14 protein-coding genes are annotated in these 13927 nt (G+C 68.7%); 3 read left to right on the top strand and 11 right to left on the bottom strand.

The annotated features are described in order from the left end of the window. The first annotated feature begins 42 nt into the window (after nucleotides 1-42). Nucleotides 43-1155 (top strand): hypothetical protein, encoded by a 1113-nt coding sequence (locus ACFTE1_RS23340; protein ID WP_380618873.1) that lies wholly within the window; start codon nucleotides 43-45, stop codon nucleotides 1153-1155. Here the strand turns inward: ACFTE1_RS23340 and eccE are convergent. Next, complete coding sequence (gene eccE / locus ACFTE1_RS23335) at nucleotides 1119-2369, bottom strand: type VII secretion protein EccE (RefSeq protein ID WP_380618875.1); 1251 nt, start codon at nucleotides 2367-2369, stop codon at nucleotides 1119-1121. The genes ACFTE1_RS23340 and eccE overlap by 37 nt on opposite strands. A 175-nt stretch (nucleotides 2370-2544) precedes the next feature. On the opposite strand from eccE, the gene ACFTE1_RS23330 reads away from it, so the two are divergent. Beyond that, nucleotides 2545-3906 (top strand): S8 family peptidase, encoded by a 1362-nt coding sequence (locus ACFTE1_RS23330; protein WP_380618877.1) that lies wholly within the window; start codon nucleotides 2545-2547, stop codon nucleotides 3904-3906. Between the two features lie 138 nt (nucleotides 3907-4044). Here ACFTE1_RS23330 and ACFTE1_RS23325 read toward each other — a convergent pair whose 3' ends face one another. Next, complete coding sequence (locus ACFTE1_RS23325; RefSeq protein WP_380618879.1) at nucleotides 4045-5184, bottom strand: DUF5925 domain-containing protein; 1140 nt, start codon at nucleotides 5182-5184, stop codon at nucleotides 4045-4047. 351 nt (nucleotides 5185-5535) lie between these two features. Between ACFTE1_RS23325 and ACFTE1_RS23320 the strand changes: the two genes are divergently transcribed. Beyond that, a complete protein-coding gene (locus ACFTE1_RS23320; protein ID WP_380618881.1) occupies nucleotides 5536-7554 on the top strand; it encodes a cytochrome c oxidase assembly protein in 2019 nt (672 codons plus the stop codon). Nucleotides 7555-7801: 247 nt separating this feature from the next. Here the strand turns inward: ACFTE1_RS23320 and ACFTE1_RS23315 are convergent, their stop codons facing one another. The 9 genes from ACFTE1_RS23315 to ACFTE1_RS23275 form a co-directional block, all read right to left on the bottom strand. Beyond that, nucleotides 7802-7927 carry a helix-turn-helix domain-containing protein gene (locus tag ACFTE1_RS23315; RefSeq protein ID WP_380762954.1) on the bottom strand — a complete coding sequence of 42 codons (126 nt, stop codon included), beginning with the start codon at nucleotides 7925-7927 and terminating at the stop codon, nucleotides 7802-7804. A 308-nt stretch (nucleotides 7928-8235) separates the two neighbouring features. Continuing rightward, the gene (locus tag ACFTE1_RS23310; RefSeq protein ID WP_380618883.1) at nucleotides 8236-8550 is read right to left on the bottom strand and encodes a hypothetical protein; all 315 of its coding nucleotides are present in this window, start codon (nucleotides 8548-8550) and stop codon (nucleotides 8236-8238) included. A gap of 205 nt (nucleotides 8551-8755) precedes the next feature. Beyond that, nucleotides 8756-9154, bottom strand: a complete 399-nt coding sequence (locus ACFTE1_RS23305) for a hypothetical protein (protein WP_380618885.1) — start codon at nucleotides 9152-9154, stop codon at nucleotides 8756-8758. A gap of 208 nt (nucleotides 9155-9362) precedes the next feature. Next, on the bottom strand, nucleotides 9363-9671 hold the full coding sequence (locus tag ACFTE1_RS23300) for a hypothetical protein (RefSeq protein WP_380618887.1): 309 nt from the start codon (nucleotides 9669-9671) through the stop codon (nucleotides 9363-9365). A 510-nt stretch (nucleotides 9672-10181) separates the two neighbouring features. Next, nucleotides 10182-10439: a hypothetical protein gene (locus tag ACFTE1_RS23295; RefSeq protein WP_380618889.1), complete on the bottom strand. Its 258-nt coding sequence runs from the start codon at nucleotides 10437-10439 to the stop codon at nucleotides 10182-10184. Nucleotides 10440-11133: 694 nt separating this feature from the next. Further along, entirely contained in the window at nucleotides 11134-12024 is an 891-nt protein-coding gene (locus ACFTE1_RS23290; protein WP_380618891.1) for a 5-oxoprolinase subunit C family protein, read from the bottom strand. Then, a complete protein-coding gene (locus ACFTE1_RS23285) occupies nucleotides 12021-12635 on the bottom strand; it encodes a 5-oxoprolinase subunit B family protein (RefSeq protein WP_380618893.1) in 615 nt (204 codons plus the stop codon). The genes ACFTE1_RS23290 and ACFTE1_RS23285 overlap by 4 nt, the downstream gene beginning before the upstream one ends. After that, on the bottom strand, nucleotides 12632-13369 hold the full coding sequence (locus tag ACFTE1_RS23280) for a LamB/YcsF family protein (protein ID WP_380618895.1): 738 nt from the start codon (nucleotides 13367-13369) through the stop codon (nucleotides 12632-12634). Before ACFTE1_RS23280 ends, ACFTE1_RS23285 begins: the two co-directional genes overlap by 4 nt. Nucleotides 13370-13433: 64 nt before the next feature. Further along, nucleotides 13434-13850: a DUF1707 SHOCT-like domain-containing protein gene (locus ACFTE1_RS23275; RefSeq protein WP_380618897.1), complete on the bottom strand. Its 417-nt coding sequence runs from the start codon at nucleotides 13848-13850 to the stop codon at nucleotides 13434-13436. Nucleotides 13851-13927: the final 77 nt, after the last annotated feature.

The raw sequence follows: 13927 nt of genomic DNA, 5'->3' as shown, positions 1-13927 counted from the left end.
GGCGGTGCCGACGTCGGGACCGCGGCGCCACCCTGCTGGGGGGTGCCGACCCTGCTGGCCCTGTCCGCCCTGCGGCGGCTGCTGGCCCTGTTGGCCGCCCTGGCGGTTAGGCCCGCCCTGCGGCGGCTGCTGTGGCTGTTGTCCCTGCCTGCCCTGGCCTCCCTGGGGGGGCTGCTGCCCTTGGCCGCCCTGGGGCGGACGCGGCGGGGTCGCGCTGCCGCGCTGCTGGGTCTGCTGGTTCGGACGCTGCGGCTGCTGCCCTCCGGGCGGCGTCGCGCGACCGCCCTGCGGCGGCGACTGCTGCGCGCCGGGGCCTTGCGCCGGCTGTTGCCGCGGCCCTGGGCGCTGCGGGGACTGTTGGGGACGCTGGTTCTGGGGCACGGAGGCCGTGCCCGGTCGCCCCTGCGTCTGGCCCTGCTCATGCCCCTGGCGGCCTTGGCCGCCCTGCGGGCCCTGTTGCGGACCCTGTTGCGGACCTTGCTGTGGCCCCTGTTGTGGACCTTGCTGCGGGCTCGGCTGCTGACCCTGTTGCGGGCTCTGCTGTCCGGGACGGTTCGGCTGTCCATGCGGGGGGCTCTGCTCGCGGCCCTGCTGTCCCTGCGGGTTCTGCTGGGCCTGCCGACCGGTCGGCACCTGGGCGCCACCCCTGGCCGGAGGCTGTGCGCCGGCCGAAGCTCCGGAGGAGCCCCGAGCGGGAGGCTGAGCGCTCGCCTGCGCGCGTCCCTGCCCCTGGGAGTCATCGATCCCTCTACGCGACATCGGCCTGGGCCCCTGCTGACCGCCGGAGGCCGGCGGTGTGGCCGCGCCCCGCGAAGGAGGCGTGGCGCCACCCTGCGAAGGCGAGGCACTGCCGCGCGGCGGCGAGGAGCTGCCCTGCGGAGACACGGAGGCGCTGCCGGCCGGGGGCACCGAGGCGGCGCCCTTGGGCGGGACCTGCGCGGCGCCCTTGGGAGAAGCGCTCCCCTGGGCACCGCCGCGCTGGTCGTCCGCGGAATGGCGACCGCGCTTGCCGTTCTCTTCGTCGCCCGGGTGCTGCGGCGGCCGGGCCGCGCCCCGGTGGGGCCGCTGAGGCTGCTGAGGCCCCTGGCGGCCGCGGTTCGGGCCGGGATTGTCGGTGCTCATCGAGGTCCTCCTCCGGTGGGCGCAGAAGCGTAGGCGGCCGGGCCCTGCTCGCCGTCGAAACGCTGAAGCTTCACGCCGAGGTCGTCGGCGACGTTGAGAAGCTGGTTCTGAGCCGACTCCCACGTGCCCTCGTCGAGGGCCACGCGGACGAGGGCGTCGATCTCCAGCTGCTTGCCGGTGACGCGGCCGTCGGCGCTGACCTGCCCGCCCTGGGCGCCGGTGACGACCATGGCGACGGTGGTGAACACGGACGGCACGGCGGCGAACGCGTCCACGACCTGCTGCAGGCTGTCAGGGTCCTTGGGCCACTTGGTGATCCGGTAGGTGATGTGACGCAGTCCGTCCGCGTACCAGTGGTCCCACGCCTCGGCGGTCCGCTCGCCCTGCACCGGAGCGAAGGCCACGCCGAGCGACTGCTGCAGCGCGTGCTGGACGCCCTCGGCATTCAGGATCCGGTTGGGCACGCCGATGTTCTTGAGCAGCTTGGAAACACGCTGCGTCGCCGCGCTCAGGCCCTTGATCGCGCCCTCGGGGCCGCCGCCGCGGTCCTCCGAGATCGACAGGCCGTCGTGCACGCCCAGGCGCACCGCCAGCCACGCCTTGTGGTGGATGACGACCGGGGTGTTGCCCAGCAGTTCGCGGTACGACTGCGCGGCGGGGTTGTTCGAGTAGGAGGCCAGACCCACGGGAGTCGTGTGGCCGACCAGCTGGAGGGAGGTCACCGGGGTGGTGGAGCCGTCGAAGAGACGCTCCAGCCTGTCCAGGGGGATCTTCGGGATGACGTCCTCGGTCGGGTTGATCTGGATGATCGTGAACCATCCGCCCGAGTCCTGTCCGAAGCCCACCAGTTCGTCGCGGACTTCAACGCCCTTGACGCCCAGGTCGGGGGCGATGCGGTGCAGGACATCGGTGTGCTGCTCGGGGTCGAGCGAGTCGACGCGGCGGTTGAGGCGGCGCTTGAGCGCGACGGTCTGGTACCACCAGTGGTCGCCCCGTCTCAAGAGGACGACGATGATCATGACCAGTCCGATGCCCCCGGCCACGGCGGCCGGGATCATGCCGAACTGGAGCGCGGCCACTGCGGCGATGGCGGCCAGTTCAAAGACCACCAGCTGAGTCAGGGTGACCGGGCCGAGCCGCCCCGATCCGCGGCGCGTGAAGGAGACCGATCCGGGCTCCATCTCCTCAGCGGAGGCCGAGACGACGGCGCGTCCCCGTGCCTGCTGTTCAGAATCGATGACGGTCATGAGGTGTCTGCTCCGTTGTGGGCTTCGCGGTGTCTGCGGATACTTCCATGGTAGAAGACCGCCTCCAACGGCGGAACGTGCATGGGGCTCGGGGACGGGTCGGGAGCGGGGGCGGTTCCGACCCGGAGAAGCGCCGGGTTCCGCGGGTTGGCCGCCTTATCCTACACTGAGAAGCATGCGCAGCGCTTCCTCCTACACTCGGCCGCGACCGGGGAGGCTGGCGAAGGCAGTGGTGGCAACGGCCGTCACCGCCGCCGTCGTCCTCGGCTCCGCCGCCCCCGCCCAAGCTCAGAAGCTGAACCCCGACACCGTGGACTTCGGCACCGAATGGCCCGAAAGTTTCGAATCGGTCTGCGCCCCTTCGGAGATCACCGGTGAACCGCTCTCCGAAGTGCCGTGGCACTTGAGTAATACGGACATGGAGGCCGTCCACGCCCAGAACCGGGGGACGAAGGCCGACGGTGACCCCGTCAAGGTCGCCGTGATCGACTCCGGCGCCAACGACGAGCACCCCACCTACAAGGACCGGATCCGCGACGGCCTGGACCCTTGGGACCCGAAAAAGAAGGGCCGCTGCGACGCCGTCGGCCACGGTTCCGAGATCGCCGGGCTCATCGCCGGCGGCCACGACCCCGAGAGTTCGTACATCGGGATCGCTCCGGAGGTCCTGATCTACCCGATGCGCATGTACCCCGAGAACTACGAGGGGGCGGACACCGAGATCTCCAAGACTCTCGCCGCGATGATCAACACCGCGATCAACGAGGACATGGACGTCATAAACATCTCCCTCACCACACTGCCGCACGCCTCGCTGGAGCGGGCGATCGAACGCGCCTGGGACGAGGGCGTGATCGTCGTCGCGGCGGTGGGAAACAACACCCTCCCCATGGACGAGATGGAGGGAGAAGAGGCCACCGTCTATCCCGCCCAGTATGAGAAGGCGCTCGCCGTGACCGCTTACAACGAAAGAGGCTGGTGGACTGGCTCAAATTTCGGTTCCAGGGTCGACGTCATGGCCCCTGGCGACCAGATTTGGGTCCCCACCCCGAAGGGGAACGGTTACAAGAAAGTGAAGGGAACCTCCTTCGCCGCTCCGATCGTGGCAGGACTGGTCTCGCTCATCACCGGAAAGTACGGCAGCGAGATCGGGACCGGAAACGCCGACTGGTCCCAGTGGGTCCACGACCGCGTCAAGGCCACCGCGACCCCGGCACCTGGCGGCTATGAGGACTGTTCCGGCTGCGGCCACAACGCTTTCCAGGGCAACGGCGCTGTCAACATGGTGCGCGCCCTGACCGCCGAGGTCACCACCTCCGGCTTCGACGAAGACCGCGAGAACGGGGAGACCAGCATGGTCCTCGAAGAGAAGCCCCCGGTCGACCAGCTGCCGACCGTGTCCGATGAGTGGGCTGACAAGCGCCCGATCGTCTACGGCTCCATGATCGGAGTCGTCCTGTTCCTCGCCGTCGGATGGGCGATGGTGAAGGTCATCCCCAACGGACGCCGACGAGGGTGGAAACCCCAAGAGAACTGACGACAAAGGGTTCGCAGGCGGCGAGGCGCACAAACCCGCCGCGACCCGAACGAGTCTGGGCCGTCGCGTCGAACGGCCCCGAGAAGCGCGAAAGCGGCCGGGGAACGATTCCCCGGCCGCTTTCACTATGTCCAGTCGCTAGAGGTACTGGCCTATCTGCTGATGGGGGATGGGGGACTCCTGCCCCGGGTGGTTGCCCGCCTTGCGGGCGTAGAGCTCGGCAAGCGTCATCGGACGCGGCACCGTCTCCCCGTCCAGCCATTCCGAGGCCTCCGAGCGCGACAGCTCCCCGACCTCGATCTGCGAGAGGCACCGGCCCGGGCGCACCACGGCCGGGTGCAGGCGGTCCAGACGCTCGTTGGTGGTGATCGCCACGAGGATCTCCCGGCCCTGGCCCAGCAGTCCGTCAGTCAGGTTCAACAGGCGCGACAGGGCCTGGCCCGCCGACTCCTTCGCCTCGCCGCGGATCAGCTCGTCGCAGTCCTCGATGATCATCAGACGCCACTTGCGCGGCTGCTGCTCCTCCGCCGGGGCGAAGGGAAGCTCCTGGTCGGCGCCCACGACGACGTCCATGAGGTAGGACGGGTCGGTGAAGAACGCCTCGGGGTCGAGCACGGTGTCCACCTGGCACCACTCCGACCACTCGCGGGCGAGCGCCCGCAGGGCCGTCGTCTTGCCGGTGCCGGGCGGGCCGTGCAGGAGCACGAGCCGACCGGTGATGTCGGAGGAGCGCACCTTCATCAGCTGCGCCAGCGAATCACCGGAGGACTGCGAGTAGTTGCCCTGGATCTCGTCCCACGACGGGGCCGTGATCGTCCGGTTCGACCGGTAGGGCCCGCGGGCCGAGCGGTACCAGAAGCCCATGTCGACGGCGTCGGCGGCGGGCTCTTCGACCACGCCGACCCCGGCGGTGAACTCGGTGAGCTCGCGCAGGAGGTCCTCGGTGGAGGCCGTGATGAGCACCTGGCTCGACCCGTCCTTCCACCGCATCGTCCTGAGCGTCCACTCCGAGCCCTGGATCAGCTGCACCGAGACCTGGCCGACGACGGAACGCAGCAGGTGTCCGCCGTCCGGGATGAGGTCCGAGTCGTTCTCGACCCCCTGCAGGTTCTTGACGACGGCGTAGGGCTCCTCGCCCGCGGCGAAGTTCCGCAGGCTCAACAGGTTGAGGACGTGTCCGGGGTCATCGGTCCCCTCCATCGTGAAACGGAGGTGTCCGAGGTTCGAATCGTTCAACAACATGTTGATGAAGTCGCCGCGCTGCTCAATCAAACTCATTTATCACTTCGCCTAACCGGGAAGGCCCGGGGACCCTCTGGCCTCCCCACGACCGCCGCGGACGTCCCGCGGCCCTGCCTCGTCTGCTCCAAGGCGCACTCCTCCCTGATCGCGTGCCGCCTTCGGCGAGCGCTTGCGGAGTCATCGTCATTACGTATACGACAACCATATAGGTCGATGGCGACAGCCGGTCCCCCCAACCCTGCGGCGAGCGCCCCGGCCACAGCCCGCTCCGACGCGTCGCGGCGGCTCTCGGGAGGCGCCGATTCACTCGAAGGAACGTCGTGACGGCCCACCATACCCGTTCCCCCCGTGCGAGGTGAGCCGCACCATTGCGCGAGGATGAGGGGCATGACGACCACCGAGGAGACCCAGCGGGTCACTCTACCGCCGGCCTCCGGACGGCCCCCGCAGCACACGCTCTGGCTGACAGTGATAATGGCCGCACTCGTCGGCGCTGTGGCGACCGCCTGGGTCGCCGACCTGACCGGCGCCACGCGCGTGGTCGAGCTGGCCGGACTGCAGAGCGCCGACGCGGCCGTCCTGCAGTCGTACACCATGAGCAAGTACGTCTACGACGCGTTCTCCCTCGCCACGGTCGGCATCCTCATCGCCGCCGCCGTGTTCATGCCCGGCAACGAGAAGGACCGGCGCCGGCTCACTCCGCAGGCGTGGAAGTGGTCGCACGCCGCGGCCTGGCTCGCCGCCGGATGGGCGGTCACGGCCCTCGCCCGCGTCGTCATCGGCTACGCCTACACCTTCACCATCGGCTTCGACGAGGTCACGCTGAACGGCGCGATCTCCTACCTGACGGACTCCTCCGAGGGCCAGTCCCTGGGCTGGACGGCCCTCCTGGCGGCCGCCACCGCGATCATCGCCGCCCGAGCTCTGACCGTCGGCGGAGTGTTCTGGGCGGCCGGGTTCGCCGTCGTCTCGATCCTCCCGCCGGTGTTCACCGGCCACTCGGCGGCGAACGGCAACCACCAGATCGCCCTGGACGGCCTCATCCTCCACATCCTGGCCTCCGCGGTGTGGACGGGCGGGCTGATCGCCCTGCTCATCGCCCGCAATGACATCACCACGGCCGCGCGGCGCTATTCCACGGCCGCCGCCTACTGCTTCGCCTTCGTGGCCTTCGGCGGCCTGGTGACGTTCTTCGCGAACACCTCCAGCCTGACCTCCCTGTGGACGACGGCGTACGGCTATGTCGCGCTCGCGAAGCTGGGGGTTCTGGCCGCGCTCGGCGTCGTCGGCTGGCTGCACCGCCGGCACACCCTGCCCAAGCTCCCGAACCGGGCGGCGTTCGTCCGGCTGGCCTCGGTCGAGCTGGTGATCTTCGGCGCCGTGGTCGGCCTGGCCGCCGCCCTGGCGACCACTCCCCCGCCCGCGACCGAGTACGCGGACCCGTCGGTCGCGTCGCTGGGCTTCCCGGTGCCGCCGGAGTTCTCCGTCGCCAATGTGCTCAAGCTCTGGTACCCGTCGATCCTCTTCTGCACCGCCGCCGTCCTGCTGACCGGCCTCTACATCGCCGGCGTGCGGCGTCTGAGGAAGAAGGGCCAGACCTGGCCCTGGTCGCGGACCGCGCTGTGGATCGCCGGGTGGAGCGTCGTCGTGCTCGCCACCTCGACCGGGATGGGCAAGTACGGCCTGGTCATGTTCAGCGCGCACATGGTGCAGCACATGATGCTGAACATGCTGGCCCCGATCCTGCTGGTGCTGGCCGCCCCCGTCACGCTGGCCCTGCGGGCGCTGCCGGTGGACAAGCGCGGAGGGCCGCGCGAGTGGCTGCTGGCGGTCGTCCACTCGCGGTTCTCGCGGATCCTCTCCCAGCCGCTGGTGGCGCTGGCCGTATACGTGTCCAGCCTCTACGTCATGTACTTCTCGGGGATCTTCGAGTGGGCCATGGGATCCCACTTCGGGCACCTGGCCATGTCGGCGCACTTCCTGCTGGCCGGCTGTCTGTTCTTCTGGGTGGTCATCGGGCCGGACCCCAAGCCGCGCCAGCTGTCCTACCCCGCCAAGACGCTGCTGTACTTCGTCTCGCTGATCTTCCACGCCATCTTCGGGATCACGCTCATGATGGGCACCACGGTGATCGCCGAGAACTGGTACAACGGGCTGGAGGTGCCGTGGCTTGCCGACCGGCTGAACGACCAGCAGACCGGCGGCGGCATCGCCTGGGGATTCGGGGAGATCCCGAGCGTGATCGTGATCGGCTTCCTCATCGCGCAGTGGTCGAAGAGCGACGAGCGGGAGGGCCGCAAGCTCGACCGCATGGCCGACCGGGCCGCCGAGAGCGGACACCCGGAGGACGACCCGCACGAGCGGTACAACGAGTACCTGGCGAAGCTGAACAGCGAAGGGAAGTAGCGGCCACCGACTGGAAAACCGCCCTCTATCTCGAACGGCTCAGCCGCTCCCCCGAGCCCGTACGGCGGCCCGGGATTTTCCACGGACCGTCCCGGGGCCTCTCTTGCCAAGGCGGTCGGTCCGGTGGTCATGTGCTTGTAGGGACACTTTCCCATTCGTCTAGCGCACTCCCCTGCCATCGCAGACAAAGTGATCCATTCACATCAGCCCTCAATGACAACATCAAAACCCTCGCGTCGGCGCGCTGCTATGCCGCTACCACCCGACGAATCCGAACCATCAGCGCGGCCGAGGGCATGACCTTCCCAGAGATGTATGTGGACAGGCGCGATGCCGATGTCCCTATCCTCTCCGCGAATTCGGCCTGCGACAGACCTGAGGAGCGGATGGCAAAGCGGATCTCATCGGCGACGACTCGACGTTCCCACTCCTCTCAGGCCGTTCGAGCGGTCTGGATGGCTCTCTCCATCAGCGGGGCAACACCGTACGGGCGGCTGTAAGTCAGGACATGTTCGACCTGTCGGGCAGTCGGGCCCCACGGGTCACAGTCGATTACAGCGATAACGCGTTGCCACTCCCTGGCCCCTCCCCGTTCGAGAGCAGTTTGGACGGCTTCGGTCGGCCAGGTCTCCACAGGCGCGTCAGGCGTGATGGTGAGGTTGCGAAAGCGAAGTGCCATTCTTATTCCCTCCTTGCCATAGTGTCGGCCAACTGCCGACAGGCCTCAACCACATCGTCCCAACGCGTCCATCTGTCTGCAAGGTTCCGGTACTGGTCGAGTTGTCGTGTCACCTGGAAGTCTGCCGGCCTGGGCTCAGCCAGCTGTCTCTCAAGCTGGGACCGGACCCCTTCGTCGTTCACCTGTTGATCGGCGTAGTACTGGTCGATCTTTCTGAGGATCTCGGCGGACTCGTCCACACCGTAGCGGTCGCTCAGAGCCGCGACGTCCAGGTAGTCGCGAGTCTGGTTTCGGCGAACAATGAGGAATGCCTTCACACGCGATATCGACGGGGCCTTCGGCCCCGGTACCGACAGGGTCGGTGCGAATCGCACAGAAGGCCATCGGCGAAGTCGATGGGATCGTCGGCCGGAGCACCTGGACGAAGCTGATCAGAGGCTGACGACCGCCGCGCGCGGAGCCGCCCGGAACTCCGCGGGAGTTCCGGGCCTGAGGCGATCCATCATCTGGGGCGAACGCCGATCACATGGCGGAAAGGTTGCGTGCGTACTGAACCTGCTGATTGATCTGGTAGGCGGCTCCGGCGTGGTTGACCGGCAGTGATGTCTGGTACGTCTTGCCGTCGCCATGGACGGTGACCTGGACGTGCCCGGTGGTCTCCTCTTCCTTCATGAGCAGGAAGAGCAGACCGATCAGGCAGAACAGGGCGAAGATGATCGCCAGGACTATCGCGTGGGTTGGGATCTTGCTGGTGGTCCGGCTGAAGTCCGTGACGGTCCAGACGGCGCCCTTGGTTCGGATCGTCCCGGCGGGAGTGATGATCTCGGAGTCCGAGACGGCGATATCGCCTATCGTCACCAGGATCGGTCCGGAATCGCCGTTCGGGGGAACTGGAGCAGGGGGGATATTACTGTCGCTCATCGACATAGTCTACACATACGCGACAAGGAGAACAGTAATATGACATACACGCTTCAGCAGTGCCGGGGCTTCCCTTCCTGATCTCACGATCTCTTCTAGCCGCGCCGCTGTTCGACATCCGCAAGGCGGATGCCCGCCGGGCAGACCGCCTTCGCGTCCGGTGGCGCCGGCACGTCGGCCCGGCGCCACCGGACGGAACAACGGTCGGTCAGTCGTCCGGAGCCACGAAGGGTTTCACGGCGAGCGCGATCTTGTCGAGCAGCTCGACCTTCCAGTCGGGTATCGACCGGGATTGGCGGTGCAGCTCATCGGAGTAGGCGGTCATGGTCGGCCAGGGCCAGCGGCGGCAGTGCGCCATGACGGCCGGCGGACGCTCCTCCAGCGGGCAGTCGAGCCGACTGGGCAGGAACAGGTACAGAACGGCCGCATCCTCGTCGAGACGGCCCGTCAGCTCCCGTCCGGCGTGCGCGATGGTGCCGACGTCGGTGGTCCCGGACGGCATGTAAACGATCGGCATAGGTCCTCCCGTTCATTTCGTCGGTGAAGCGTTGCGGCAGGGGCCTGTTGTGGACGACGTGTTCTACGACGGCCCGAAAGCGCTGTTCGAGCCAGTGCTGATGACGGGTGCCGTTGGTGATCAGCGCGTGGCGGGCCGACGTGTCGGCCCATCGGACTTCGCCGGCGCCCTTGGCGTCCCAACCCAGGGTGGCCATGTGGGTGCGCCGGCCTCCGGGCTCGGCGGCTATGACGGCGGCGGTGGAGGGGCCCGCCGAGCGAACGTCGAAGGTCCTGGCGCAGTAGTCGACCGCGCCCAGCCGGGGGCCGTCCATGCGGACGGGCAGGGTCCATTCATTGCCGGGTCGCGGTTTTCGCCGTCGCCTGGGCCGCATGCGCGGCTGGCACGGTGCGCTCGCGGGCGCCGTGTTCGCGGTGGCGGCTGTCCCCGGCCAGAACGGTGCGGCGGATACGACCGCCGTGCAGGCGATGAACAACAGGGCGACGGCGGTGACGGCGATGAGGTCGGACGTCATGCGCGGCCTCCCTGGCGTTCAAGGAGCCGGACGCGTTCGTTCTCCCCGGCCGCGGCGGCCAGCGCTTCGAGGCGGATGCGTTCGAGGTCGTCGTCCGGAATGGTCCAGCCGTCGCAGAGGCGTATCCGGCCGTTGCGGTGGACTATTCCGGCGAGTTCGGAGTCTATGACGATCCAGAGGAGGTGTTCGGTGCTCCGCCGGACGATGGCGACGGTCCTGTCGCCCAAGGGGAGTCTCGTCAAGATCGTGGGCATGGTGCTGCGCCCTTTCTCCCTGCGTTCTCAGGGCAGGGGAGTCTGAGGTCTTGTGCTCGGGAAGCGCTGGAGACAGCGCTGGGTAGACACGACGGACTGAAGCGTCGCGGGAAACGGGTTTCAGGCTGGAATCAGGCCTGGAAGTGCACTAGGATCGTTAGTGCAATCAACTCCCTTCGGGGATGGTTGTGGGAGGCGGCTCGCCAGAATGAGTTAGCAGCTGCAAGCTGGCGGGCCGCTATCGAAGACGGAATCGGGACTCCATGATCGATCCTGGACCGACGTCGGGTCGGTCCAGCGTTTCTCAGTGTCGCCCGAAGGTTCGGTGAAAGTCAACGGCAACACGCGCGGGGTCATGCGGACGTGTTGCGGGCGTCTAGCAGGGTTTCCATCCCTGCGGCCCCTGGAGAACCGGAGTTGCATCCCTCTGTTTCAGAGGTAAGGAATGGGACGCGGAGAACGGCACAGGGGGTTCGAGTTCGCCCTGCCGGCGGGGTGATCGCGGGAGTCGGCGGTATTGCGGCATCGGCCGTTGAACGCATTTCGCCGCAGCCGTGGAAGTGCGGTCGATGGTCGAGCGCATGCGGCCACGGCGACGTACAGTACCGTCGGTGGTCGAGTTCATCTGGCCACGGCCGCGATCAGCGCGAGCGTCAGTGGGGGCCCATGCCTTCACGGCCGGTCCAGTCGGCCGTCAGCCTCTCTCCGCCCACTGGGGCACGTCGATCACCGAGAATCTGACCTTCGTCCCCGGCTTAGCCTGCGCGGCGGCGGCGATTCCCCTGTCGTCGACGACTCCCACGATCGGATAGCCGCCCGTGGTCGGATGGTCGGCGCCGAAGACCACCGGCTGTCCGCTCGGCGGTATCTGCAGCGCCCCGGTCACCACGCCCTCGCTGGGGAGCTCACCCTTCTCCGCCGTCTCCACGGCGGGCCCGTCGAGGCGCAGCCCGATCCTGTTGGAGTGTTCGCTCACTCTCCAGCTCCCGTGGTGCAGCAGTTCCATCGCCTCCGGCGTCAACCAGTCGTGCCTCGGCCCGAGGTACAGCCTCATCACCAGGTCCTCGTCGATACCTGGCCACGGAGCCGGCCACTGGGTCGGCAACGGCAGCCGGAAAGGGTTGGGGCCCAGCGGGACCTTCTCCCCGCTCCGCAGCGGCGAGGGCCCGAGGCCGGAGAGCAGGCAGGTCGAGTGCGACCCCAGCGACGTCTTCCTGGGGAACAGCCCGCCGGAGAAGGCCACGTAGCTCCGCACCCCGCGCTCCGGCACGCCGACGTCCAGGACGTCGCCCGGATGCAGCGTCAACGGCTGCCCCCAGGGCTGCGGCTGCCGATTCACGGTCACGGGGCAGGGAGCCCCGCCCACCACGGCGGCGACGGTCCGGTCGGTCCTCACGGTGCACCCGTTGAGGGTCGTCTCCAGCACGCACAGATCGGTGGCGTTGCCCGCCAACTGGTTCGCCAGCTTCCACGACGCCCGGTCCGCCGCCCCGGAGGCCGGAACCCCCAGATGCGCGTACCCGGGCCTGCCGCCGTCCTGGCAGGTCGTCAGGGCCCCTTCGCGAAGCACCTCGATGAAGCTCACTGGACCTCCTCGAATCGAACCCGTGTCCCCGGGTAGATCAGTGCCGCCGGCTCGTGCCGCTCGTCCCAGAGCCGCTCCGGATCGACCATCGTCGCGATCAGCTTCCACCCGCCGGGCGTGGACCGGGGATAGATCCCGCAGTAGTCCGCCGCCAGGCCGACCGCGCCGGCGGGAACCTCGGTGCGGGCCTCGGAATGCCGTCGCACCGGGCGGGGGAACCCCTCCATGTAGGCGAAGCCGGGCATGAAACCGGAGAACGCGGCGGTGAACGTGCTGGACATGTGCAGCGCCTTGAGCGCGTCGACCGACATCGACAGTTCCTCGGCGACCTGGTCGAGGTCCGGACCGTCGTAGCGGACCTCGACGGTCACCTCGCGGTCCTCCGGGTACTCCTCGGGCGAGGGCGCCCACGAGTACGCCAGGCGCGCCACGGCGTCGCGGTCGGCGACCCCGTCCAGCAGGACGGTCTCGGCCCCCGGGATCACGTCGCGCACATCGAGATCGCCCACGGCCCTGCGACGCTGGACGTGGCGGAAGAGGGCGGTGGCCGACGCGGTGTCGGCGCATTCGACGAGGAGCCCGTGGGGCCCCGCCGGACGTACGGTGGTCATGAGAACGGCTCCACAGCTATGTCGTGTTGTTCCAGTTCGGTTCGGATGCGCCGCGCGGTGGCGGCCGCGCCCGGGGTGTCTCCGTGGACGCACAGGGTCTCCCCGGCGACGGCCAGAGTTTCGCCGTCGACGGTGCGTACCTCGCCGCGAGCGAGGCTCAACGCCTGGGCCACGGCCTCGTCGGGCCCGAGCACCGCCCCGGGCCGCGTGCGCGGGACCAGCCGCCCGTCGGACTGGTAGGCGCGGTCGGCGAAGACCTCGGGGACCACGCGCAGGTACTCGGAGGCCGCCTGGGCCAGCACTGACCCGGGAGCGCACACGAGCGTCTCGATGCCGGTGTCGCGGCAGGCGGCCACGACCGCCTCGGCCTGGACTTCGTCGCGGGCGGCGCGGTGGTAGAGCGCCCCATGGGGTTTGAGGTAGCGGACCGGCTCTCCCGCCATGCGGGCGAAGGCCTGGAGGGCGCCGATCTGGTAGACGAGGTCGGCGCGGAGCGGTTCGGCGGGGATGTCCATCTCGTAACGGCCGAAGCCGGCGAGGTCGCGATAGGAGACCTGGGCGCCCACGGCCACGCCGCGCTCGGCGGCCGACCGGCAGACCCGTTGCAGCGTCAGGGGATCGCCGGCGTGGAAACCGCAGGCCACATTGGCGCTCGTGACCGTCTCGAGAAGGGCGTCGTCATCGGTGAGCGCCCATCTTCCGAAGCCCTCGGCGAGGTCGGCGTTGAGGTCCATGGCTCAACTGTACAGGCAGGACGGGACAAAGGGGAGGGCCCGCGGGGAGCGGTCCCCCGGCGGCCTAGAACAGTCCGAGGACGGCGGCGATGATGAAGAGCACCAGGATGACCAGGGCTCCCACCACTATGTACACGAGGATGTCGGGGAAGATGAGGATGAGGCCCAGTGCGACGCCGACGGCGATCAGGGTGCTGACGCCCACCGTACGCCACCGGCTGGAGCGGGCGGCGGACCCGTCGCTGTCGCGCTGGTCGGGGAAGTACCGCTGCGCCTGCACCTGAGGCTGTCCGGGAGGCGCCAGGCGCTGCAGGTCGACCACGAGGAGGTCCAGCTCCGAGTAGGTCCTGGCCTGCATGGCGGCCTCCATGCGCTCCTGGTACTCCGTCAGGTCGAGCCGGCCGTCCTGAGCGGCCGTGCGCAGCTGCTCGAGCACGCCCTGCCGATCGGACTCCGAGGCGCGCATGCGGTCACGGTCCATGGATCCCCTCCCGAGGTCACCGCCCGATGGCGGTCGGGCCGTTCCGGCGGCCCGGTGGTGTGTGCGTCTGGTTCGAC

Source organism: Salininema proteolyticum, assembly GCF_042685645.1.
Lineage (GTDB): Bacteria > Actinomycetota > Actinomycetes > Mycobacteriales > Micromonosporaceae > Salininema > Salininema proteolyticum.
This window is presented reverse-complemented; position numbering and strand designations above follow the sequence as displayed.